Source organism: Pseudomonas alcaligenes (assembly GCF_041729615.1).
Lineage (GTDB): Bacteria > Pseudomonadota > Gammaproteobacteria > Pseudomonadales > Pseudomonadaceae > Aquipseudomonas > Aquipseudomonas alcaligenes_B.
In genome coordinates this window covers 2,387,843-2,411,508 of record NZ_CP154874.1, presented here as the reverse complement: position 1 = coordinate 2,411,508, position 23,666 = coordinate 2,387,843, and the positions used below count along the sequence as shown (strand labels likewise).

The 23,666-nt window shown below is 64.0% G+C and carries 20 protein-coding genes; 15 read left to right on the top strand and 5 right to left on the bottom strand.

Features of this window, described 5'->3' with window-relative positions; all coding sequences use genetic code 11:
- Nucleotides 1–9 precede the first annotated feature (9 nt).
- The 15 genes from AAG092_RS11705 (at nucleotide 10) to AAG092_RS11635 (ending at nucleotide 17,543) form a co-directional block, all read left to right on the top strand.
- The gene (locus tag AAG092_RS11705; RefSeq protein ID WP_373389589.1) at nucleotides 10–1,515 is read left to right on the top strand and encodes a sigma 54-interacting transcriptional regulator; all 1,506 of its coding nucleotides are present in this window, start codon (nucleotides 10–12) and stop codon (nucleotides 1,513–1,515) included.
- A gap of 12 nt (nucleotides 1,516–1,527) precedes the next feature.
- A complete protein-coding gene (locus AAG092_RS11700) occupies nucleotides 1,528–1,887 on the top strand; it encodes a DUF805 domain-containing protein (protein WP_061902812.1) in 360 nt (119 codons plus the stop codon).
- A 38-nt stretch (nucleotides 1,888–1,925) separates the two neighbouring features.
- Nucleotides 1,926–2,063, top strand: a complete 138-nt coding sequence (locus AAG092_RS11695; RefSeq protein WP_021702443.1) for a hypothetical protein — start codon at nucleotides 1,926–1,928, stop codon at nucleotides 2,061–2,063.
- An 18-nt stretch (nucleotides 2,064–2,081) separates the two neighbouring features.
- Nucleotides 2,082–3,305, top strand: coding sequence for a type VI secretion system-associated FHA domain protein TagH (gene tagH / locus AAG092_RS11690; RefSeq protein ID WP_373386816.1), 1,224 nt, complete (start codon nucleotides 2,082–2,084; stop codon nucleotides 3,303–3,305).
- Nucleotides 3,306–3,325: 20 nt separating this feature from the next.
- Entirely contained in the window at nucleotides 3,326–3,796 is a 471-nt protein-coding gene (gene tssJ / locus AAG092_RS11685) for a type VI secretion system lipoprotein TssJ (protein ID WP_043216985.1), read from the top strand.
- Between the two features lie 3 nt (nucleotides 3,797–3,799).
- A complete protein-coding gene (gene tssK / locus AAG092_RS11680; protein ID WP_373386815.1) occupies nucleotides 3,800–5,131 on the top strand; it encodes a type VI secretion system baseplate subunit TssK in 1,332 nt (443 codons plus the stop codon).
- 2 nt (nucleotides 5,132–5,133) lie between these two features.
- Nucleotides 5,134–6,000 (top strand): type IVB secretion system protein IcmH/DotU, encoded by an 867-nt coding sequence (icmH, locus tag AAG092_RS11675; RefSeq protein ID WP_373386814.1) that lies wholly within the window; start codon nucleotides 5,134–5,136, stop codon nucleotides 5,998–6,000.
- A gap of 6 nt (nucleotides 6,001–6,006) precedes the next feature.
- Nucleotides 6,007–9,528 carry a type VI secretion system membrane subunit TssM gene (gene tssM / locus AAG092_RS11670; protein WP_373386813.1) on the top strand — a complete coding sequence of 1,174 codons (3,522 nt, stop codon included), beginning with the start codon at nucleotides 6,007–6,009 and terminating at the stop codon, nucleotides 9,526–9,528.
- Nucleotides 9,528–10,259: a PP2C family serine/threonine-protein phosphatase gene (locus tag AAG092_RS11665; RefSeq protein WP_021702449.1), complete on the top strand. Its 732-nt coding sequence runs from the start codon at nucleotides 9,528–9,530 to the stop codon at nucleotides 10,257–10,259. Before tssM ends, AAG092_RS11665 begins: the two co-directional genes overlap by 1 nt.
- A 38-nt stretch (nucleotides 10,260–10,297) precedes the next feature.
- Nucleotides 10,298–11,215 carry a serine/threonine-protein kinase gene (locus AAG092_RS11660; protein ID WP_373389588.1) on the top strand — a complete coding sequence of 306 codons (918 nt, stop codon included), beginning with the start codon at nucleotides 10,298–10,300 and terminating at the stop codon, nucleotides 11,213–11,215.
- Between the two features lie 25 nt (nucleotides 11,216–11,240).
- On the top strand, nucleotides 11,241–13,313 hold the full coding sequence (gene tssI, locus AAG092_RS11655) for a type VI secretion system tip protein TssI/VgrG (RefSeq protein ID WP_373386812.1): 2,073 nt from the start codon (nucleotides 11,241–11,243) through the stop codon (nucleotides 13,311–13,313).
- 33 nt (nucleotides 13,314–13,346) lie between these two features.
- Nucleotides 13,347–16,076: a hypothetical protein gene (locus AAG092_RS11650; protein WP_373386811.1), complete on the top strand. Its 2,730-nt coding sequence runs from the start codon at nucleotides 13,347–13,349 to the stop codon at nucleotides 16,074–16,076.
- Nucleotides 16,051–16,638, top strand: coding sequence for a hypothetical protein (locus tag AAG092_RS11645; RefSeq protein WP_373386810.1), 588 nt, complete (start codon nucleotides 16,051–16,053; stop codon nucleotides 16,636–16,638). The genes AAG092_RS11650 and AAG092_RS11645 overlap by 26 nt, the downstream gene beginning before the upstream one ends.
- Before the next feature lie 45 nt (nucleotides 16,639–16,683).
- Entirely contained in the window at nucleotides 16,684–16,899 is a 216-nt protein-coding gene (locus AAG092_RS11640; protein WP_373386809.1) for a hypothetical protein, read from the top strand.
- A 71-nt stretch (nucleotides 16,900–16,970) separates the two neighbouring features.
- The gene (locus tag AAG092_RS11635; protein WP_373386808.1) at nucleotides 16,971–17,543 is read left to right on the top strand and encodes a hypothetical protein; all 573 of its coding nucleotides are present in this window, start codon (nucleotides 16,971–16,973) and stop codon (nucleotides 17,541–17,543) included.
- 54 nt (nucleotides 17,544–17,597) lie between these two features.
- On the opposite strand, the gene glmS is transcribed toward AAG092_RS11635, so the two are convergent.
- The 5 genes from glmS to atpD form a co-directional block, all read right to left on the bottom strand.
- Entirely contained in the window at nucleotides 17,598–19,433 is a 1,836-nt protein-coding gene (glmS, locus tag AAG092_RS11630; protein ID WP_373386807.1) for a glutamine--fructose-6-phosphate transaminase (isomerizing), read from the bottom strand.
- An 11-nt stretch (nucleotides 19,434–19,444) separates the two neighbouring features.
- On the bottom strand, nucleotides 19,445–20,212 hold the full coding sequence (locus AAG092_RS11625; protein ID WP_021702541.1) for a DeoR/GlpR family DNA-binding transcription regulator: 768 nt from the start codon (nucleotides 20,210–20,212) through the stop codon (nucleotides 19,445–19,447).
- 115 nt (nucleotides 20,213–20,327) lie between these two features.
- Entirely contained in the window at nucleotides 20,328–21,692 is a 1,365-nt protein-coding gene (gene glmU / locus AAG092_RS11620; protein WP_373386806.1) for a bifunctional UDP-N-acetylglucosamine diphosphorylase/glucosamine-1-phosphate N-acetyltransferase GlmU, read from the bottom strand.
- A 118-nt stretch (nucleotides 21,693–21,810) separates the two neighbouring features.
- Nucleotides 21,811–22,230 (bottom strand): F0F1 ATP synthase subunit epsilon, encoded by a 420-nt coding sequence (locus tag AAG092_RS11615; protein WP_110680609.1) that lies wholly within the window; start codon nucleotides 22,228–22,230, stop codon nucleotides 21,811–21,813.
- Nucleotides 22,231–22,271: 41 nt separating this feature from the next.
- On the bottom strand, nucleotides 22,272–23,648 hold the full coding sequence (gene atpD, locus AAG092_RS11610; RefSeq protein ID WP_203789575.1) for a F0F1 ATP synthase subunit beta: 1,377 nt from the start codon (nucleotides 23,646–23,648) through the stop codon (nucleotides 22,272–22,274).
- Between the last annotated feature and the right edge of the window lie 18 nt (nucleotides 23,649–23,666).

The following is a 23,666-nucleotide window of genomic DNA, read 5'->3' as shown; positions in this document are numbered from 1 at the left end:
AAAGTGCCGCTGCTGGGGCACATCAGCCAGCCGCTGGCCTATGCCGAACAGCTGCTGCAGCAGTTCACCCAGCTGGCCCGCCTGGCCAGCGCCGCGCAGTTGCCGATGGCCCTGGCCGAAGCGGCGGCGCAGCTGTCCGGCTGCCGCCTGGCCCAGCTGTACCTGCTGGACAGTACCCACACGCGTCTGACCCTGGCCGCCGAGTGGCTGGACGGCCAGGCCGCCGAGCACGAGGCCAGCATGCCCAGCGACTACGACGGCGAGCAGCTGCTGCAGTACTGCCTGTGCCAGAACCGGCGCCTGAGCCTGGCCAACCTCGACCCCAACCTGCACGAGACCAGCTTCCTGCCGGCCATCGACAAGCCCTGGCGCAGCCTGCTGTGCCTGCCGCTGCAGGACGAGCAGGCGCGCGTCAACGGCCTGCTGCTGGTGGCCAGCAGCAGCACCCGCGACCTCGACGTCTTCGCCGCCTCGCTGGCCAGCCTGGGCGCCTTCGCCCTGGCCCAGCACCAGCTGCTGCAGCGCCTGCGCGCCCCCAAGACGGTGGCGCCGGAAGCGCCCAGCCCGGCGCTGCGCAGCGACTACGGCCTGATCGGCAGCAGCCCGGCCATGCGCGGCGTGTACCAGCTGATCGGCAAGGTGCTGCACAACCCCACCAGCGTGCTGCTGACCGGCGAGACCGGCACAGGCAAGGAACTGGTCGCCCGCGCCATCCATGACTGCGGCTTCCGCCGCAGCCAGGCGTTCATCGTGCAGAACTGCGCCTCGCTGCCGGAAAACCTGCTGGAGAGCGAGCTGTTCGGCTATCGCAAGGGCGCCTTCACCGGCGCCGACCGCGACCGCAAGGGCCTGTTCGACGCGGCCGACGGCGGCACCCTGTTCCTCGACGAGATCGGCGACATGCCGCTGCCGCTGCAGGCCAAGCTGCTGCGCGTGCTGCAGGAAGGCGAGGTGCGCCCGCTGGGCAGCACGCAGACGCACAAGGTCGACGTGCGCATCATCGCCGCCACCCACCGCGACCTGCGCGCGCTGGTCGAGGAAGGGCGCTTCCGCGAGGACCTGTTCTACCGCCTGTCGCACTTCCCCATCGAGCTGCCGCCGCTGCGCGCCCGCGCCGAGGACATCCTGCAACTGGCCCGGCACTTCGCCACCGAGGCCGCCTGCTTCCTGCAGCGCGATGACTATCGCTGGTCCGAGGCGGCGCTGGACCACCTGGCCGGCTACGCCTTCCCCGGCAACGTGCGCGAGCTGAAAGGCCTGATCGCCCGCGCCGTGCTGCTGTGCGAAGGCGGCGAACTGCTGCCCGAGCACTTCAACCTGCAGCCGACCAGCCAGGTCGAGGACAGCGGCATGAACCTGCGCGAGCGCCTGGAACAGGTCGAACGCAACCTGCTGCTCGACTGCCTGCGCAAGAACCGCGGCAACCAGAGCCAGGCCGCCCGCGAACTGGGCCTGCCGCGGCGCACCCTGCTGTACCGCATGGACCGGCTGAATATCAGCCCGGCCGATGTTTAAGGAAGAACGACCATGAAGGCCAAAGACATTCTGTTTCTGCTGACCCTGGAGCCGCTGGTTTCCAGCGGCCGCATCGGGCGCATGAAGTATCTGCTGCTCACGATCTGGAGCTATTGCTCAATCGCCCTCTGCCTGCTGGCCACGTATTTCCCGGAGCCGACAGATCGCTACGTCATGAACGTTCTGGGCGCAATCGCCCTGTTCTACATCTTCGCCTCAGGCCTCTGCCTGGGCATCCGCCGCCTGCACGACATGGGCACCAGCGGGGTCCTGGTGGTGCTGGTAGGCGTCATCTGGCCGTTGCTGCTGCTCTGGCCGGGGCAACCCAGAGACAACCGCTACGGCCCCCGGCTATCGCCGGCGACCGCCTGAACCTTATTTCCCCAATCACCGCCCGTGGAGAACCCGCGATGTCCCACCGCCTTCTGACCGCCACCCTGCTCGCCGCCCTGCTCGGCCTCGCCGGCTGCAACGGCAACTACAAGTCCAGCGACGACGAGTACCGCCCGCTGGGCGACCCGCACGCGCAGCAGCAGCGCGACGACTGACCCCAAGGAGCCCCTACCATGGAACTGGTATTCGACATCGTCAGCGCCCAGCAATATGCCCCGGGCCTGCTGACCAGCAAGAGCTTCAAGAAGGCCGGCGGCGTGATCGGTCGCGGCGAGGACTGCGACTGGGCCATCCCGGACAGCAAGCGCATCCTCTCCGGGCGCCACGCCCAGGTCAGCTACGTCGACGGGCACTTCTACCTGACCGACACCAGCAGCAACGGCGTGACCCTCAAGGACAGCGGCGCCCGCCTGCCCAAGGGCGAGCCGCAGCGCATCGAGCACGGCAACGTCTACTGCCTCGGCGAACTGGAGATCCGCGCCCGCGTGCTGCAGGACCCGGCGCAGTTCGAGGACAGCATCGGCCAGGTGCAGCACGCCGGCAGCATCATCCCCGACGACGCCTTCCTCGACCTCGACCCGATCGCCGCCCTGCAGCAGCGCCCGCGTGGCTACAGCCAGCTGGACGAGTTCGCCGGTCTGGTACAGGCCCCGGAAGAGGAGCAGGCGCGCACCCAGTACGCGCGCATCGACATGGAAAGCCTGCTGCTGCCCGAGATGGTGGCCGAGGCCGCGCCGGAGCCGGTCGTGACACCGCGCCCGCAGCCGCGCGCCATGCCGGTTGCAGTCGCCGAGCCGCTGGCCGACGGTTTCTGGCAGCGCTTCGGCGACGCCCTCGGGGTGAAACTCGATGACCTCGACGCCGAGGCCCGCGAGGCCCTGGCCGTGCAGGCTGCGCGCCTGCTCAAGCAGAGCGTGGCCGGCCTGCAGCAGAGCCTGCGCACCCGCAGCGAACTGAAGAACGAGCTGCGCCTGGCCCTGACCACCGTGCAGAGCGCCGGCAACAACCCGCTCAAGCAGGTCGGCGATGCCGGCGAAGCGCTGACCGCGCTGCTGCGCGGCAACAAGCCCGGCGCGCTGCCGGCCGAGCAGGCCGTGGGTCGCGCCTACCGCGACCTGCAGGCGCACCAGGTGGCGCTGTATGCCGCCAGCCGCACGGCGGTGCAAGGCCTGTTCGAGCAGTTCGCCCCGGAGCAGCTGTGCCTGCGTTTCGAGCAGGAGCGCAAGCCGCTGCTGGCCACCTCAGGCAGCCGCTGGCGCGCCTATCAGCGCCACTTCCGCGCGCTGCAGAAGGATGACGACTGGAGCCAGCGCCTGTTTGCCCGTGACTTCGCCAAGACCTACGAAGAGCAGGTGCGCCTGATCGCCACCCTCAATACCGATTACCAGCCTTCCTGAAGAAGCAAAGGATGAATGCCATGCGCCGTCTTATCAGCCTGAGCCTGTTGTCTCTGTTCACCGCCCTGGGTGGCTGCGCCAGCCTGTCGCCCTACTCCGACACCACCAAGCTCGACCTCAAGCTGCAGGCCAGCGAAGAGCTCAACCCGGACCTGCGCGGCCGCCCGTCGCCGATCGTGGTGCGCCTGCTGGAGCTGAAGAACCCCTCGTCGTTCAACAACGCCGACTTCTTCTCCCTGTACCAGCGGCCCAAGGAATCGCTGATGCCCGACCTGGTCAGCTTCGAGGAGATGGAAGTGCGCCCCGGCGAGGCGCGCGAGCTGAAACTCTCCGTACAACCGGGCAGCCGCTACGTCGGTGTGGTCGCGGCCTACCGCGATCTGCCGGAAGCCAACTGGCGCTACGTCGTCAGCCTGGAAGAGGGCGAGATCAACCAGGCCGGCGTGATGCTCGGCGAACGCGGCCTCGAACCGCTCAAGCAAGAGGACTGAGCAATGGAAATGCTCAAGGTTGTCTGGCAGGAAGGGATGCTCCTGCGCCCGCAGCACTTCCAGCAGAACGATCGCTACTTCGAGCACCAGCTCAAGTCGCGCTCGCGCCTGCAGGACATCTATCCCTGGGGCTTCTTCAGCCTGGAGATCGACCGCCAGTTCCTCGGCATGGGCAAGCTGGTGCTCAGCCAGGCCAGCGGCGTGCTGCCCGATGGCAGCCTGTTCGAGCTGGATACCAGCCGCGACCCACTGGCTCTGGACGTGCCGCCGAATACCGCGGCCACCCCGGTGTACCTGGCCCTGCCGCTGGTCACCGGCAACCATATCGAGAGCCGCCGCGCCGAGCAGCAGGACGTGCTGGCGCGCTACCGCGCCCATGAGCTGGAAGTGGCCGACTCCAACGCCGGCGACGTCACCGTCAGCCAGGTCAGCTGCGGCCGCCCGGACTTCCGCCTGCTGCTCGGCGAGCAGCAGAACGACCAGGCCTTCGTGAAGTTGAAGGTGGCGGAAATCTTCGACACCAGCCCCGACGGGGTGATCAGCCTCGACCCGGAATTCAGCCCGACCTTCCTGCACACCCAGGCCTCCAGCTACCTGCTGTCCTGCCTCAAGGAAGTGATCAGCCTGCTCGGCCACCGCGGCGACATCCTCGCTGAACGAGTGCGCGCCGCCGGCAAGCTGGGCAATACCGAGGTCGGCGATTTCCTCATGCTGCAGCTGGTCAACCGCTACGAGCCGCAGCTGCGCCACTACCTCTCCCTGGAGCAGATGCACCCGGAGCTGTTGTACCGCGAGCTGGTCGGCCTGCTCGGCGAGCTGGCCACCTTCGCCGCCGACCACAAGCGCCCGCGCCTGGACAGCCGCTACCTGCACAACGACCAGGCCGGCAGCTTCCGCAAGCTGATGGAGGCGCTGCGCCAGGTGCTGTCCATGGTGCTGGAACAGCACGCCATCGAGCTGCCGCTGCAGCAGCGCCAGTACGGCATCCAGGTGTCGCCGCTGCAGGACCACGCACTGCTCGGCAGCGCCACCTTCGTGCTCGCCGCCGACGCCCAGTGCGAGTCCGAGGAGCTGCGCAAGCGCCTGCCGGCGCACCTGAAGATCGGCGCGGTGGAGCGCATCCGCCAGCTGGTCAACCTGCACCTGCCGGGGATCAAGGTGAAGCCGCTGCCAGTGGCACCGCGGCAGATCCCCTTCCACGCCGGCAAGACCTACTTCGCCCTGGAGTTCAGCGCCGAGGAACTGGCGCAGCTGGAGAGCTCCGGTGGCTTTGCCTTCCACGTGTCCGGCGACTTCGCCGGGCTTGAGCTGAAATTCTGGGCGATCAGGAGCTGAACATGATCAGGGAAGCACAGGACACCACCGTCGTCCTCAACCGCCAGGGAGAAGGCGCCGCGCCGCGCGGCCCGCTCACCGACTTCGCCACGCCGCGCTTCGAGCAGCTCGAAGAGCGCATGGTGCATGCCGCGCGCATGCGCCCGGCGGAAGTCTTCAACATCAGCTTCAACCCGCTGGTGGCCGCCAGCGCGCTGCTGCTCTCGGAAGTGGTGCGGCTGAAGACCTCGGCCGCCGCGGAGAACTTCGACGCGCTCAACGAACGCCTCAACGTGGCGATCAAGCTGTTCGAACACCGCGCCCTGCAGGAAGGCATGGACGGCGGCCAGGTGATGGCGGCGCGCTACGTGCTGTGCACCGTGGTCGACGAGGCGGTGGTGACCACGCCCTGGGGCAACGAGAGTGCCTGGTCGCAGATGAGCCTGCTGTCGACCTTCCACAACGAGACGTTCGGCGGCGAGAAGTTCTTCCAGCTGCTCGAACACCTGTCGCGCAACCCGGTCAAGCACCTGGCCATGCTCGAGCTGATGTACATCTGCCTGTCGCTCGGCTTCGAGGGCAAGTACCGCGTGCTGCCGCGCGGCATGCTCGAACTGGAGGCGATCCGCGACAGCCTGTACCGGCAGATCCGCCAGTTGCGCGGCGACATCCCGCGTGAACTGTCGCCGCACTGGGAAGGCCTCAAGGATGGCCGCCGGCGGCTGGTACGCATCGTCCCCGGCTGGCTGGTGGCGGTGGCCACGGTGGCCGGCCTGGCGCTGCTCTACGCCGGCTTCAGCTGGGTGCTGCACGAGCAGCGCGGCACGGTGCTGCAACCCTATCAGGCGGCCGAGGTTGCCCCGACCCCCGCACACAGCAATCAGGGATGATCTGAGATGAAGGACTTTCTCAAGAAAACGGCGGCGTTGTTCCGCAAGACCTGGGTCTGGAGCCTGTGCCTGGTGCTGGTGCTGGCCCTGCTGATCTGGTTCGTCGGCCCGCTGCTGGCGGTGGCCGACAGCAAATTCTGGGAGTCGGCGGCCAGCCGCCTGGTCAGCATCAGCCTGCTGTTCCTCGCCTGGGGCCTGTTCATCGTGTTCATCAGCTGGCGCGCCAATGTGCGCAAAAAAGCCGAGGCGGACGACGTTGACGCCCAGGAACGCCTGCGCCGCGAGGGCCTGATCAGCGACGAGCAGGTGGAGCTGCGCGGCCGCTTCAAGCAGGCCCTGCGCACCCTGAAGACCTCCAGCCTGTACCGCGGGCGCAGCGAGAAGTGGCGCAACGAGCTGCCCTGGTACCTGCTGCTCGGCGCCGAGGGCAGCGGCAAGACCAGCCTGCTGGAGTTCTCCGGCCTGGACTTCCCGCTGAACAAGGGCGACGAACGGCGCCTGACCAAGGACGTCGGCGGCACTCGCTACTGCGACTGGTACTTCGCCGACAACGCGGTGCTGATCGACACCGCCGGCCGCTACCTGACCCAGCCCGACGTGGCGGTCGACAGCCGCGCCTGGCACACCCTGCTGAGCCTGCTGCGCAAGCGCCGCGCGCGCCCGCTGAACGGCGTGCTGGCGAGCATTCCGGTGGATACCCTGCTGTACGCCAGCGAACTGGAGCTGGAGAACTTCGCCCGCCAGCTGCGCCAGCGCCTGCACGAACTGCACGCCGAACTGCGCGCCGAGGTGCCGGTGTACCTGGTGCTGAGCAAGGCCGACAAGGTCATCGGTTTCGACGAATTCTTCGACCAGCTGAGCCGCGAGGAAAGCGACCAGGTGCTCGGCGCCAGCTTCCGCAAGGGGCAGAACGCCACCGACGCCAGCGTGGTGCGCCAGGAGTTTGAGGAGCTGCTGCGCCGTCTCAACAGCCAGGTGATCATGCGCCTGCACCAGGAGCGCGACACCCAGCGCCGCGGCCGTATCCTCGACTTCCCGCACCAGCTCGGCCAGCTCGGCGAACGCCTCTGCCTGCTGGTGGAACTGGCCTTCAGCGGCAACCGCTACCAGCGCCCCAGCCACCTGCGCGGCTTCTACCTGACCAGCGCGCCGCAGCTGCAGGAGCTGCTCGACCCGAGCACCACCGGCATCGGTCGCAACCTCGGCCTGGCCGGCAGCAGCCTGCCGACCTACCGCAGCGGCCGCGCGCGCTTTATCCACCAGCTGCTCAGCCGAGTGATCTTCCCCGAGGCCGAACTGGCCGGCCTGGACGACAAGGAAGTACGCCGCATCGACTGGCGCCAGCGTGGCCTGTACGCCGGCGCCGCCGCCTGCCTGGTGCTGTTCGGCCTGCTCTGGGGCACCAGCTACTCGGCCAACCACGGCCGCCTGGAACAGCTGCGCGAGCTGGCCCTGCAGCTGACCCGCGAGGGCGAGGGCGTGAGCGCCCAGGACGAGGCCAAGCGCGTGCTGCCGCTGCTCGATGGCAGCCATGCCGCCACCCAGGTGTTCCCGACGCCGGGCGACGCCAGCCTGCTGGAGCGCGGCGGCCTGTACCAGGGCCCGGCCGTGCAGCCCGAGGTGCATGCCGCCTACCGTCGCAGCCTGGAGCAGGAACTGTTGCCGCGCGTGGCCAGCCAGCTGGAGGCGCAGATCCGCGCCAATCGCGACGACCGCGAGCTGCTGCTGGGCAGCCTACGCGCCTACCTGATGCTCAACCTCGAGGAGCGCCGCGACCCGGCCTTCCTGCAGGACTGGCTGGCCGCCGACTGGTCGCTGCGCTACGCCGGCGACGAGCCGACGCAGAAGGGCCTCAACGCGCACTTCCAGCGCCTGCTGAGCGAACCCTTTGCCGCCTACCCGCTTAACCAGACGCTGGTAGCCGAGGCGCGGCAGATCCTGCGCAGCGAGTCGCTGGCCGGCGTGGTCTACCGCATGCTCCGCGACCAGGCGCGCAGCCTGCCCGAGTACCGCATCGCCCAGGCCCTCGGCGCCCAGGCGCCGCTGATGCTGGGCAGCGACTACGCCATTCCCGGCCTGTACACGCAGAAGGGCTATCAACAGTTCTTCGTCGCCCAGGGCCTCGGCCTGGTGCGCGACATCCTCGAAGACAACTGGGTGTTGGGCGAAGGCAACCAGCTCAGCGACCAGGACCTCGGCCGCCTGATGGTGGAGCTGGAGCAGCTGTACTTCCGCGACTACGCCAACTACTGGGGCGAGGCCGTCGCCCAGCTGGGCCTGGAGCCGCTCGGCAACACCGCCCAGGGCATCACCACCCTCACCGCCCTGACCGCGGCCAACTCGCCGCTGCTGCAGGTGCTGGTGGAAGTGCGCGACAACACCCGCTTCGACCTGCCGGCCGCCGCCGATCAGGTCGACGACCTGGCCGCCCAGGCCAAGCTCGGCAAACAGGGCAAGCTGGCTGCGGCCGCCGCCGGCAAGGGCCTGGACGCCGTCGCCAAGAGCCTGCCGGACACCGCGCGCAAGGCCCTGCAACGGCGCTTCGAGCCGTTGCACCGGCTGCTCGACGACAACAGCGGCGCCGGCCCGGAACTGGCCGCCACCCTGCAGGCGCTGGATGCCCTGCAGCTGCAGCTGAGCGGTCTGGCCCATGCCAGCTCGCCGGAACAGGCTGCCTTCGAGATGGCCAAGGCGCGCATGCAGGGCCGCCCGGATGCGATCAACCAGGTCCGCGGCACCGCCGCGCGCCTGCCGCAACCGGTGGCCAACTGGCTGACTCTGCTGGCCGACGACAGCTGGCAACTGGTGCTGAACGACGCCTATGGCTACCTGAACAAGCGCTATCGCCACGAGCTGTACGGCTTCTACAAGGAGTCGCTGTTCAAGCGCTACCCGTTCAGCGCCAAGAGCGACAGCGACGTGGCCATCGCCGACTTCCGCGAGTTCTTCAAGGCCGATGGCGTGGCCGATGCCTTCGTCGACCGCTACCTCAAGGCTTTCGTCAGCGACAGCGAGGGCAAGTACCAGCTGCGCCGCCTGGACGGCCAGGGCCTGCCACTGTCGCCGGTGTTCCTGGCGCAGATGAACCGCACCCAGGTGATCCGCCGCAGCTTCTTCGCCGAAAACCCGGCCGAGCCGCTGGTGCTGTTCAAGCTGGAACCCTTCGCCCTGGACTACAGCGTCAACCGCGCCGACTTCCAGTTCGGCGGCCAGCAGCTGGAATACCGCCACGGCCCGATCATCGCCAGCGCCTTCCGCTGGCCGGCCGAGGGCGAGAACGAGCGCAGCAGCCTGGTGCTGGAGGAACAGGGCGGCCGCCGCGTCGGCATCGGCAAGGACAGTGGCCCCTGGGCGCTGTTCCGCCTGCTCGACCAGATGCAGGTCGAACAGCACAGCGGGCGTGACGTGCTGCTGCTCAAGGCCAACCTGAGCGGCCTGCAGGCCAAGTACCTGCTGCACAGCCAGCGCTCGCCGAACCCGTTCGACGCCAGCCTGCTGCGCCAGTTCAAGCTGCCGGCGACCCTCTGATGAAGGTCGCCCAACGCCTCTGGAGCAGTGCCGGGCGCACCGACACCGGCAAGGTGCGCGCGCGCAACGAGGACGCCTTCCTCGACCAGCCACAGCAGGGCCTGTGGGTGGTCGCCGACGGCATGGGCGGCCACCAGGCCGGCGACCTGGCCAGCCGGCTGATCGTCGAGAGCCTGGCCGAGCTGCCCGCCGGCCTGGATTTTGAGGACCGCCTGGACGCCCTGCGCGACTGCCTGCACCGCCTCAACCGCCACCTCAGCCTGGGCCTGACCCTGACCGGCGAGACCCCCGACCTGCTGGTCGGCAGTACCGTGGTGGCACTGCTCGCCGAGGGTAGCCGGGTGGCCTGCGTGTGGGCCGGCGACAGCCGCTGCTACCTGCTGCGCGGGCGCCAGCTGTTCCAGCTGAGCCGCGACCACTCGCTGCTGCAGCAACTGGTGGAGGAGCGCGGCATGAGCCCGGACGAAGCCGCGCGCCAACCCGGCGCCCATGCCCTGACCCGGGCCATCGGCGCCGCCGAGGAGCTGCAGCTGGACATCCTCGAACTGGAGAGCCTGCCCGGCGATGTGTTCCTGCTGTGCAGCGACGGTCTCTACCAAGACCTCGACCACGACCTGCTGACCGCCGCGCTGCTGCGCCCCAGTCCGCAGCTGGCGCTGCAACGCCTGTTCGAGCTGGCCCTGCTGGGGCCGGCGCGTGACAACCTGAGCGGCGTGGTGATCAACCGATGAACGCCGAAGCCAAGGTTGCCAGCGCCGACCTCACCGTCATGGCCGGGGCCACGACGGCGCGTGCCGCGCGCCCGCTGCCGCGCGATCTGCCAGGCATTCTCTGCGGCCGCTACCAGATCGAACGCCTGCTCGGCGTCGGCGGCATGGGTGCGGTGTACCGTGCCCGCGACCTGCTGCGCGAGCAGTTCGGCGAGCCGCAACCCTGGGTGGCGCTGAAGACCCTCAGCGAGGACTTCGCCGAGTACCCGGACGCCAGCGCCCTGCTCTACAGCGAGTTCGCCCTCACCGCACGGCTCAGCCACCGCAACCTGGTGCGCTTCTACAGCTTCGAAGTGGACCCGGCCTGCCAGCGCGCCTTCATCACCATGGAGCTGCTCAAGGGCAACACCCTCGACCATGTGCTGCACCAGTACCCCAGCGGCCTGCCCTGGAGCGAGACGCAGCGCCTCGCCGTCAGCCTGCTCGAGGCACTGCGCTACGCCCACGACCAGGGCGTGCTGCACGGCGACCTCAAGCCGAGCAACCTGATGCTCGGCGATGACGACATCCGCCTGTTCGACTTCGGCCTCGGCCAGGCCCGCGAAGGCTTCCTCAAGGGCCTGCCGCGCCTGGCGCGCAGCCGCTTCGCCGCCTGGACGCCACGCTACGCTGCCCCCGAAATGCTCGACGGCGCCACCCTGAACGCCGCCGCCGACGTCTACGCCGTGGCCTGCGTGATCTACGAACTGTGCAGCGGCCAGCATCCTTTCCGCCGGCAAAGTGCTAAACAGGCGCAGGCAATGGAACTGCCACTGACGGCCCCCGCGGACCTGCCCCGCGCACTGTGGCCGGCCCTGCGCGCCGCGCTGGAATTCGACCCGGCCAAGCGCAGCAGCCTGCCCGATCTGCTGCGTGCCTTCCGCGCCCAGCGCCCGAGCGCGTCGCTGCTGACCCGCCTGCTGCGCCGCCCGGCCTGATTGCGCCTATCGACAAGGACGACCCATGTTCAACCCCGCCAACCAGACCCACTTCAGCCTGACCCTCGACGGCCTCGAGCACGACCTGCAGGTCCTCGAATTCAGCGGCCGCGAGGCCCTCGACCAGCCCTACCGCTTCGAGGTCGAGCTGGTCAGCGAGCGTGCCGACCTGGACCTCGCCGAGCTGCTCGGCAAACCGGCCTTCCTCGCCTTCGCCCCGGATGGCAGCGGCATCCACGGCCTGGTCCACGATGCCGGCCAGGGCGAGTCGGGCAAGCGCCTGACCCGCTATCGACTGAGCCTGATGCCCAAGCTGGCCTGGCTCGGCTATCGCAGCAACCAGCGCATCTACCAGCACCTCACGGTGCCGCAGATCATCGCCCTGGTCCTGGAGGAACACGGCATCCTCGGCGGCGCCTACCGCTTCCAGCTCGGCCCGACCGTCTACCCCGAGCGCGACTACTGCGTGCAGTACGACGAGACGGACCTGCACTTCATCCAGCGCCTGTGCGAAGAGGAAGGCATCCACTACCACTTCGAGCATTCGGCCAAAGGGCACGTGCTGGTGTTCGGCGACGACCAGACCGGCTTCCCCAAGCTCGGCCAACCCACCGCCTATGTGCAGGACAGCGGCCTGGTGGCCAACGAGCCGGTGATCAAGCGCTTCGCCCTGCGCCTGGCCACCCGCACCAACCAGGTCAGCCGCCGCGACTACGACTTCGAGCAACCACGCCTGCTGCTGGAAACCGGCGCCAAGGCCGACTTCCAACCCAAGCTGGAAGATTACGACTACCCCGGCCGCTACACCGAGCGCACGCGCGGCAAACACCTGAGCCAACGCGCCCTGGAACGCCACCGCGCCGATTACCGACTGGCCGAGGGCGAGAGCGACCAACCGCGCCTGGTGACCGGCCACCTGCTGGAAATCTCCGACCACCCGCGCCGCGAATGGAACGACCTCTGGCTGCTGCAGGAAGTGCTTCACGAAGGCAAGCAGCCGCAGGTGCTGGAAGAGTCCGTCACCAACTTCCTCGGCGGCTCCCTTGGGGGAGGGGCCGGGGGTGAGGGTCCATCCGCCAACTCGGACACCTTCCACCAGGGCTACCGCAACCGCTTCAGCGCCACCCCCTGGGACATACTGCACCGCCCTGCCCTGCGCCACCCCAAGTCCAAGGTACTGGGCAGCCAGAGCGCCGTGGTCACCGGCCCCAAGGGTGAAGAAATCCACTGCGACCAATACGGCCGGGTCAAGGTGCAGTTCCACTGGGACCGCGAGGGCCAGGCCGACGAAACCACCAGCTGCTGGCTGCGCGTGAGTTCCAGCTGGGCCGGCGACCGCTACGGCGGCATCGCCATTCCGCGCATCGGCATGGAAGTGCTGGTCACCTTCCTCGAAGGCGACCCCGACCAGCCGCTGGTCACCGGCTGCCTTTACCACAAGGAACATGTGGTCCCGTACGACCTGCCGACGAACAAGACCCGCAGCGTGTTCAAGACCCTGAGCAGTCCGGGCGGTGGCGGCTACAACGAACTGCGCATCGAAGACCGCAAGGGCCAGGAGCAGATCTACATCCACGCCCAGAAGGACTGGGACGAGAACGTCGAGCACGACCAGAAGATCCGCATCGACAACGAGCGCCACGACACGGTGGAAGCCAACAGCTACACCGAGCTGAAAGCCGAGGAGCACCACACCACCCACGCCGAGCGCAAAGTGGAGGTGAAGGCCGAAGACCACCTGACCATCGCCCAGAACCAGCACATCAAACTCGGCACCGCCCAGCTGACCAAAGCCGGCCGCGAGATCCACCTCAAGGCCGGACAGAAGATGGTCATCGAGGCCGGCGTCGAACTCACCCTCAAGGCCGGCGGCAGCTTCATCAAACTCGACCCCAGCGGCATCACCCTGGTCGGCCCCCTGGCCAAACTCAACGCCGGCGGCGCGCCGGGCTCGGGTAGCGGGATCGCCATCAAGCAGCCGTTGCAGCCGGGGATGGCTGACAAAGATAAGGCGGGGAATTTGCTGGATCAGGCACAAGCAGGAGCCTTGCTCAACGAGTCGAAGAAGCGCAAGCGCATGCTCAGCTTCTCAGGTTGAACCAGGACGCTATACATCAAGGATTGAAACCCCATGAGCGACACGAACACGGTCAAGAACTGGAGCTATCCCTTCAAGACGGCTGGCGAATCCAGCAGGGAAATCACCGATCCCCAAGTGTATTTCGATGCACTCGCAAAGGCCGAAAATGGCTTCTATCCCATGGGCAAAAATGGCCTCTGGCATGGCGGCGTGCATTTCGATGACAACACCGCCACCCTGCTGGATCAGAGCTCCATACGCTGCATTGCCGATGGTGAAGTGATTGCCTACCGCATAGACGAACACTATCCGGTAAGCGAGTACACAAGCGAAATTCCCCTTATCAAGCGAGCACCATTCTCGACGGGATTCGTGCTGGTCAAACACCGGCTAGAACTCCCACCTGTGCCGACAGCTACAGCTACCACTTCGACCGATGGTCTGACGTTTTATAGCCTGTATATGCACCTGCTTGATTGGAAGGGTTATCAGACCTTCGGCGCTCCATTGCCGCCTCCCTTCTTGGCGGAAACGAGCTATCTCGTCAGTGACAGATGCAGTGATCCAGTCTTGGGATTACGTGTCCGGAAAGACCCTAAAGGTGGTGAAACCGAAGTGCTGGCGCTATTGCCAAAGGGGTGCAAAGTCACCCTCGGAGAAGCCGACACCAGCGACCCACGCTGGCGACAGTTGGCCAGCATCGTTGAGGGCACAGCCATCCCTCCCTTGCCGAACGGAACTATCGGCTGGGTATACGCCAGCGAATTGACCGATGGCTACGTTGCGGATAAGGCTAAAGACTCAGAGCCAGGATTAACCATCAGCCACCAAGGCTTAAACGTACGCAAGGAGGGAAAGCTAGCCGGTGCCATTCTTGGAGTGCTACCTCGGGGGGCGAAGGTAAAGCTGGGAGCTAAAAGCACGATTGACCCCAACTATTACAAGCTGCTGGAAGTTCTCGACTACAAAGGTGTGCCCGCGCTACCCAACGGACCCGACGGTAAACCACTTGGCTACGTTTACCTCTCCGAGCTGGATGTTGCTCTAGATGAGCCAAAAGCAAAAAACACGGTGTACCCACTACCAACGCCCTACTCAATCAAGGCTGGCGAACTGATAGGTCATATAGGGGCGTATCAGAACCATGATGATTCAAGCCCCGGCCCCCTACTACATCTGGAAGTATTCAGCTGCGAGGATGTACCTGCCTTTATCGCCAAGAGCCGAGAGTTGGCAAGCAGCCTGCCCACAGAACAGAAGACGCTACTGAAAATCCACCAAGGCGCCAGCAAGCTAATTCCTCACCGCGAAGACATCAGCTCCACCAACCCACCCAAGGTTACCGATGAGGGTGTCAAGATTGGCGTCGACCTGATCATCCCCATCAACGTACTGGAAAAGCTCCCCGTCGAACGCAAGATTAAAGTCAGCGAAACCGAACCAGAGAGCGAAACACCGCGGACTATTCAATGGTGGCGCTTAGATAACCTACTGGCAGATGCTGCGGGCAACCCCATAAGTGGCTGGCTGGCCGAGCAAGATCTCATCACCACACGCCACAGCCCTTGGGAATGGGAGGGTTTCGACTTCATCAGCGAAACCGTCAGCGTGGCCGACCAGTTTGCCTGCCAACTTGATGCGCAGCGTCTACTCAGCGAAGCAATGCAGGCAGACTATCAAGCGCAAATCAGCACCGCCGACCACGGCCCGGTCAAAACACGTCTGTATGACATCATCGACGGTACCGATGGCAGCACACGCGACAACAAGCTTACTACCACCGAAATTCGCGCCGCATTGGGTAAGCCTTGGCATGCTCAATCCGTCTCCCACCTCATTACCCATTACGAAAGCGAGTGGTTTTGGAAAGACGCCAAGTGGGATGAACTGGATAAATTGATGGACCACACGCCAACCGATCAGAACCTGAATTGGATACGGGAGAAAGAGCGTATTCAGAAGCTATCGTGGTGGGGGGAGATGGTTGGGAAATATGGAATCAGTACAGATGGAATGGCTTGGCATTTTCATCCATCGGGGCTAGTTGGCACCCTTATAAAGGGCAAGAAAATAAAAATAACCATTGCAATGCTAAAGAAAGTCTTCGAGGGATTAAGCAACACCGACGAATCTGATGATCTTCTTGGCGAAATATCTGATCAGATAAGCGAAAACGCCGAAAAATACAAATTGGACACAGATTTGAGACTAAGCCATTTCTTTGCACAAGTACGCCAAGAAATAGGATCAAAGTGTAGAACAGTAGAGGATTTCACTTACAGTCCAGAAGGTCTGAAAAACACCTTCAGATATTTCCGCCTACATCCGTCAGAAGCTGAAGATTATGGGTATGAGGGAAATAGCAAATTCGTAGCTCAAGAAAATCAAATCGCAATAGCCAATAGAGCATATTCTGGAAAATACCATAACGGCAATATTGAATCTGGAGATGGCTGGCGTTACAGAGGTAGAGGCCTAAAGCATCTAACCTTCAAAAGTAATTATTCTAGTTTTACAGAATACCATAACCGCTTTTGGGGGGAGGACGTCGACTTTGTCAACAGCCCTGATTTACTATATGAAAACCATAAATACACCGTTCGATCTGGCGTATATTTTTGGCTTTCTCACAACCTCTTTTCTGAGGCAGACAAAGGGGCAGCCGACTCAGTAGTAGACTCGATAACCAGAATAATAAATGAAGGCACGGATAGCTACGGATCGCGCAGAGGCCATTTTAAGAGGATTTTTGAAGATGAAAAAATATTCAAGGATATTTAAACTCCTAACAATTGCTCAGTTTGCTTTTATGGCAATGCAAGTTTCAGCGTCTGAAAAACTGGATCCGCGATACACAGGAGAGCTTCACCCCCCGATAATAATTTCCGAAAAAAACAAAAAAACAGTTATTTTATTTCTAAAAAACAACCTTAAGGATGAAATCAAAACCGCCCATGTAGCAAATGGCGAAATATATTACCTTCAAGTTCAACCAATTATTTCTGAGCTTAATTACGTCTGGAAAGTAGAAGGAGATCAAATTTCCTCTGTATTCTTTTACGAGTGGACATCTCCAGAAAGAGCTGGAAAATCAATGTATTTACTTACAAAAACCATGATCTCAAATAACCTATTCGAAGGAGCCTCATACTCAGTGACGGAATTCCCTATTCTCTTGGAGGGAGAAAAATTATCCTTGAATTTCTTCCCCGGTGATATCCAAGACTCTAAACTTCAAAATTGCCATGACGGAGTCAACCTTAAAGATAATACATCCATTATCTGCCCCTATAAAACCGCTCACAGCATAAAAAAATATCTTGAATCTCAAGACAAGCAATAATCAAATAGGCTAGTAAAAACGCAAAGCATCAGAACAAAAACAAAATTGGGGCATCTGTATCAATTTAAGATCCATGTTCCACCCCGCCAACCAACCCATTTCAACCTGCAGATCGACGACCTTGACCTCGATCTGCAGGATCTCGAATTCAGCGGCCGCGAGGCCCTCGACCAGCCCTGCCGCTTCGAGGTCGAACTGGTCAGCGAGCGTCCCGAGCTGTTCGGCACGCCGGCCTTTAGGAATGGAAACGAGACTCGGTAGATTGGGCAGATCTATTAACTCCCGCCTCTTTCATAAGTTTTAAATAGTTGCCAATCCGGCAAGAGTAAGCAATGGACATTACAGGTTTTATAAGAACTAGCGTACTGGTCCTCGCTGCCTCCACGGCACCCATTTGCCTAGCGGAAGACTTTTCCGAAAGCATCGAGATTCCGGATAGCCAATGGCGCGTCGATACCCAATGCTCAACTGTCAGCAAGGCAACGCAATGCATGATCTCTGTCAGCGATGGCACGCAGGAAGAAAAGGTGCTCGATTACCCCGCAGGCCCGTCATCGGCAACTTATGAGTCAGGTGTATTTCTGCTGACCTTCGGCTGCGGCACAGCCTGTTCGGCGACCTACGTCTACAAACTTGGCGGCTCACTGGGCGGCCCCTTCTCTCTGGTAGAGGCAGTCGATACTGAGCGGGAAGTGGTAATGAGCCTGGGCGATAGCTCAGTGCGTTTCTATCGAATGTTCGAGACAGGCGATAAACCACTGTACGAGATCACTCCCGAATATGGTGGCTACAGCCTGCTGGAAAGCATCGCGGATACGGGCATAGAAAATCACGTAATCCGCGTGACCTATCAGGGCAAGGCGGACCTGGAGATGCTGGAATACGAAGCCCCTCCACTTCCTTGATCTGCAAAGAAAAAAGCGGGCCATCGGCCCGCGCTTTCTCGTTTCGCTAACGGTTTATTCCACCGTCACCGACTTTGCCAAATTACGCGGTTGGTCCACGTCGGTGCCTTTGAGCACGGCCACGTAGTAGGACAGCAGCTGCAGCGGCACGGTGTAGAGGATCGGTGCCAGCACGTCGTGGATGTGCGGCATGTTGATCACCTGGGTACCTTCGCCATTGCCAAGACCGGCGGCTTCGTCAGCGAAAACGATCAGTTGGCCGCCACGGGCGCGGACTTCCTGCAGGTTGGACTTGAGCTTCTCCAGCAGCTCGTTGTTCGGTGCCACGGTGACCACCGGCATATCGGCGTCGACCAGCGCCAGCGGGCCGTGCTTGAGCTCGCCGGCCGGGTAGGCTTCGGCGTGGATGTAGGAGATTTCCTTGAGTTTGAGCGCACCTTCCATGGCCACCGGGTACTGAGCACCACGGCCGAGGAACAGGGTGTGGTGCTTCTCGGCGAACAGTTCAGCGACCTTCTCCACCGTCTTGTCCATGGCTAGGGCTTCGCCCAGGCGAGTCGGCAGGCGGCGCAATTCTTCCACCAGTTCGGCGGCGACGCCGGCCTGCAGGGTGCCGCGCACCTGGCCGAGGGCCAGGGTCAGCAGCAGCAGAGAGACCAGCTGGGTGGTGAAGGCCTTGGTCGAGGCGACGCCGATTTCCGGGCCGGCCTGGGTCAGCAGGCACAGGTCGGATTCACGCACCAGGGAGCTGGTGCCGACATTGCAGATGGTCAGGCTGGCCAGGTAGCCGGCCTGTTTCGCATTGCGCAGGGCGGCCAGGGTGTCGGCAGTCTCGCCGGACTGGGATATGGTGATGAACAGGCTGTCCGGCTGCACCGCCACCTGGCGGTAGCGGAACTCGCTGGCCACTTCGATCTGGCAGGGAATGCCGGTCAACGCCTCCAGCCAGTAACGGGCAACCATGCCGGCGTGGTAGCTGGTACCGCAGGCGACGATCTGGACGTTGCGCACCTTGGCGAACAGCTCGGCGGCCTGCGGGCCGAAGGCCTGGACCAGCACGTGGTCGCCGCCCAGGCGGCCTTCCAGAGTGCGCTGCACGACCCGGGGCTGCTCGTGGATTTCCTTGAGCATGAAGTGGCGGTACTCGCCCTTGTCGGCGGCCTCGGCGCCCTCGTGGTACTGCACCGACTCACGCTGCACCGCTTGGCCGGCGAGGTCCCAGATCTGCACGCTGTCGCGGCGGATCTCGGCAATATCGCCCTCCTCCAGGTACATGAAGCGGTCGGTCACTTGGCGCAGGGCGAGCTGGTCGGAGGCGAGGAAGTTCTCGCCCAAACCCAGGCCAATCACCAGCGGGCTGCCGCTGCGGGCAGCGAGGATGCGGTCCGGCTGGGCGGCACTGATCACCGCCAGGCCGTAGGCGCCATGCAGCTCGGGAATCGCGGCCTTGAGCGCGGCGGTGAGGTCGCCGAGCTGCTGCAGCTTGTGCTGCAACAGGTGGACGATGGTCTCGGTGTCGGTGTCGGAGGTGAAGACGTAGCCGAGGCCCTTGAGGCGCTCGCGCAGCTCCTCGTGGTTCTCGATGATGCCGTTGTGCACCACGGCCAATTCTTCACCGGAGAAATGTGGGTGGGCGTTGCGCTCGCTCGGCGCGCCGTGGGTGGCCCAGCGGGTGTGGGCGATGCCCAGGTGGCCGGTCAGCGGCTCAGCGGCCAGGGCCTGTTCCAGCTCGGCGACCTTGCCGACGCGGCGACGGCGCTGCAGTTCACCGGCCTGGGTGAAGACCGCCACACCGGCGCTGTCATAGCCGCGGTACTCCAGGCGCTTGAGGCCTTCAATCAGGATCGGGGTGATGTTGCGTTCGGCGACGGCGCCAACGATGCCACACATAGGGGTTCTCCTCAGGAAGCGGCGGCGAGGATCAGCTGGACCCCGCGCGCGCGTATCTGTTCGGCCACCTGGCTATCCAGGCGGTCGTCGGTGATCAGGGTATGGACGCTGCTCCAGGGCAGCTCCAGGTTGGGAATACGGCGGCCGACCTTGTCGCTCTCGACCATGACGATGACCTCGCGGGCCACCTCGGCCATGACCCGCGACAGCCCCAGCAGTTCGTTGAAGGTGGTGGTGCCACGCTCCAGGTCGATGCCGTCGGCGCCGATGAACAGCTGGTCGAAGTCGTAGGAGCGCAGGACCTGCTCGGCGACCTGGCCCTGGAAGGATTCCGAGTGCGGGTCCCAAGTGCCACCGGTCATCAGCAGCACCGGCTCGTGCTCGATGTCGCGCAGGGCGTTGGCCACGTTCAGCGAGTTGGTCATCACCACCAGGCCGGGCTGGCGGCCGAGCTGCGGGATCATCGCCGCCGTGGTGCTGCCGCTGTCGATGATGATGCGTGCGTGCTCACGGATCAGGCCGACCGCCGCGCGGGCAATGGCCTGCTTGTGGCGGGAGATGGGCTGGGCCGGCTCGCCGATCAGCTCCTGCGGCATGGGCACGGCACCGCCGTAGCGACGCAGCAGCAGGCCGTTCTTCTCCAGTTCGGCCAGGTCCTTTCGGATCGTAACTTCGGAGGTGGCGAAATGCTGTGCCAGGGCGTCCACGACCACCTCGCCCTGCTCGTTGAGCAAGGCGAGAATCGCGTGGCGACGCTGGGGCGTGTTGCGTTTCGACATTTAAGTTTCGATTCGAAAGATAAGTGCGCGAATCAAAACCTAACGAAAGCCTCAGGTCAAGTGCCAGATAGACGAAAGGCGGCCTGAGCCGCCTTTCTACACAACGGCAGGCCTGTTACTTCGGCGCCTTCTGCGGACGCTTCCAGCCTTCGATATTGCGCTGCTTGGCACGGCCCACTGCCAGGGCCGCCGCCGGTACGTCCTGGGTCACGGTGGAGCCGGCACCGGTGGTAGCGCCGTTGCCCAGGGTCACGGGGGCGACGATGGAGCTGTTGGAACCAATGAACACGTCTTCGCCCATTACCGTCTTGTGCTTGTTGGCACCGTCGTAGTTGCAGGTGATGGTGCCGGCGCCGATGTTGCTGCGTGCGCCGATCTCGGCGTCGCCCAGGTAGCTCAGGTGGCCGGCCTTGGCGCCCTCGCCCAGCACGGCGTTCTTCAGCTCGACGAAGTTGCCGACATGGGCCTTGGCGCCCAGCCTGGCGCCCGGACGCAGGCGAGCGAACGGGCCGCAATCGGCGCCCTCACCCAGCTCGGCGCCTTCCAGGTGGCTGTTGGCTTTGACGATGGCGCCGCGACGCAGGATGGAATCCTTGATCACACAGTTCGGGCCGATCTGCACGTCGTCCTCGATGACCACCTTGCCTTCGAGGATCACGTTGATGTCGATGGTCACGTCGCGGCCCACGGTCACTTCACCACGCACGTCGAAACGATGCGGGTCGAGCAGGGTCACGCCCTGGGCCATCAGCTGGCGGGCCATGCGCTGCTGGTAGTGGCGCTCGAGCTGCGCCAGCTGGATGCGGTCGTTGGCACCCAGCACTTCCATTTCGTCCTGGGCGGTCTCGGTGGCGACGACCAGGCCGTCGGCCACGGCCATGGCGATCACGTCGGTGAGGTAGTACTCGCCCTGGGCATTGCTGTTGGACAGGCGGCCCAGCCAGTCACCGAGGCGCTTGCCCGGTACGGCGAGGATGCCGGTGTTGCCTTCGCGGATGGCGCGCTGTGCTTCGCTGGCATCCTTGTGCTCGACGATCGCCTGCACCACGCCGGCTTCGTTGCGGATGATGCGGCCATAACCGGTGGGATCGGCCAGGTTGACGGTCAACAGGCCCAGCTGGTTGTCACCGGCCTGCTCCAGCAGGCGGGCCAGGGTCTCGACCCGGGTCAGCGGCACGTCGCCGTAGAGGATCAGCACCTTGTCCGCCGACAGCGCCGGCAGGGCCTGGGCCACGGCATGGCCGGTGCCGAGCTGCTCGGCCTGCAGTACGAAGTGGATATCGTCGGCCGCCAGGCGCTCGCGCACCAGCTCGGCACCATGGCCGATCACCACATGGATCTTGCGCGGCGCAAGCTGGCGGGCGGTATCGATGACGTGGCCAAGCATGGGCTTGCCGGCCACCGGGTGCAGGACCTTGGGCAGGGCCGAACGCATGCGGGTGCCCTGGCCGGCGGCGAGGATGACGATATCGAGGGACATGGCGGAATCCTGAACGGGTGCAGGCGGCCAGCCGCCCGCGGATTAAAACGGCAGAAAAGAAAAAGGGTAGCCAAGGCTACCCTTTTACTCGCTGACGCTGGAAGCCGGAGGACGAGCCTCAGTACTTCTTGCGCATCTGCTGGACGGTGCGCAGCTGGGCTGCCACTTCGGCCAGGTGAGCGGCGGCGGAGCCGTAGTTGAACTCCGCACCCTTCTCGTTGAGCGCCTTCTCGGCGGCCTTGAGGGCCTCCTGAGCGGCCGCTTCGTCGATGTCGCTGGCACGAGTCACGGTGTCGGCCAGGACCTTCACCATGTTCGGCTGCACTTCGAGGAAGCCACCGGAGATGTAGAACACCTCGTGCTCGCCACCCTGCTTGACCAGGCGGATGGGGCCCGGCTTCAGATCAGTGATCAGCGGGGCGTGGCCCGGAGCGATACCCAGATCGCCCAGGTTGCCGTGCGCGATCACCATCTCGACCAGACCGGAGAAGATCTCCGCTTCGGCACTGACGATATCGCAATGGACAGTAATGGCCATACGCTTGCCTCACGAGCGCCCGTTGCCGGGCGCACAGGGGATTACAGTTTCTTGGCTTTCTCGATCGCTTCGTCGATGCTGCCAACCATGTAGAACGCCTGCTCCGGCAGGTGATCGTAGTCACCTTTCAGGATGCCGCTGAAACCAGCGATGGTGTCCTTCAGGGAAACGTACTTGCCCGGGGAGCCGGTGAAGACTTCGGCGACGAAGAACGGCTGGGACAGGAAGCGCTGGATCTTACGAGCACGGGCTACCAGTTGCTTGTCCGACTCGGACAGCTCGTCCATACCGAGGATCGCGATGATGTCCTTCAGTTCCTTGTAGCGCTGCAGTACGTACTGCACGCCACGCGCGGTCTCGTAGTGCTCCTGACCAACCACCAGCGGATCGAGCTGACGGGAGGTGGAGTCCAGCGGGTCCACGGCCGGGTAGATACCCAGGGAGGCGATGTCACGCGACAGTACGACGGTGGCGTCCAAGTGGGCGAAGGTGGTCGCCGGGCTCGGGTCGGTCAGGTCGTCCGCAGGTACGTAGACGGCCTGTACCGAGGTGATCGAGCCGTTCTTGGTGGAGGTAATACGCTCCTGCAGAACGCCCATCTCTTCGGCCAGGGTCGGCTGGTAACCCACTGCGGAAGGCATACGGCCCAGCAGTGCGGATACTTCGGTACCGGCGAGGGTGTAACGGTAGATGTTGTCGACGAACAGCAGAACGTCACGGCCTTCGTCACGGAACTTCTCGGCCATGGTCAGGCCGGTCAGCGCCACGCGCAGACGGTTGCCCGGCGGCTCGTTCATCTGGCCGTAAACCAGGGCCACTTTGTCGAGAACGTTGGAATCCTTCATCTCGTGGTAGAAGTCGTTACCCTCACGAGTACGCTCACCCACGCCGGCGAACACGGAGTAACCGCTGTGTTCCATGGCGATGTTACGGATCAGTTCCATCATGTTCACGGTCTTGCCGACACCGGCGCCACCGAACAGACCGACCTTACCGCCCTTGGCGAACGGGCAGACCAGGTCGATTACCTTGATACCGGTTTCCAGCAGCTCGTTGCCGCCAGCCTGCTCGGCATAGGATGGCGCAGCGCGGTGGATTTCCCACTGCTCTTCTTCGCCAATCGGGCCGGCTTCGTCGATCGGGTTGCCCAGCACGTCCATGATCCGGCCCAGGGTCGCTTTACCGACCGGTACGGAGATGGCCTTGCCGGTGCGGGTGACGTCCAGGCCACGCTTCAGACCTTCGGTCGAGCCCATGGCGATGGAACGCACCACGCCGTCGCCCAGCTGCTGCTGAACTTCGAGGGTGGTTTCGGCGCCAACTACTTTCAGCGCTTCATAAACGCTCGGCACTTGATCACGCGGGAATTCCACGTCGATAACGGCGCCGATGATTTGAACGATACGTCCGCTACTCATCTTTGGTTCCTCTGAATA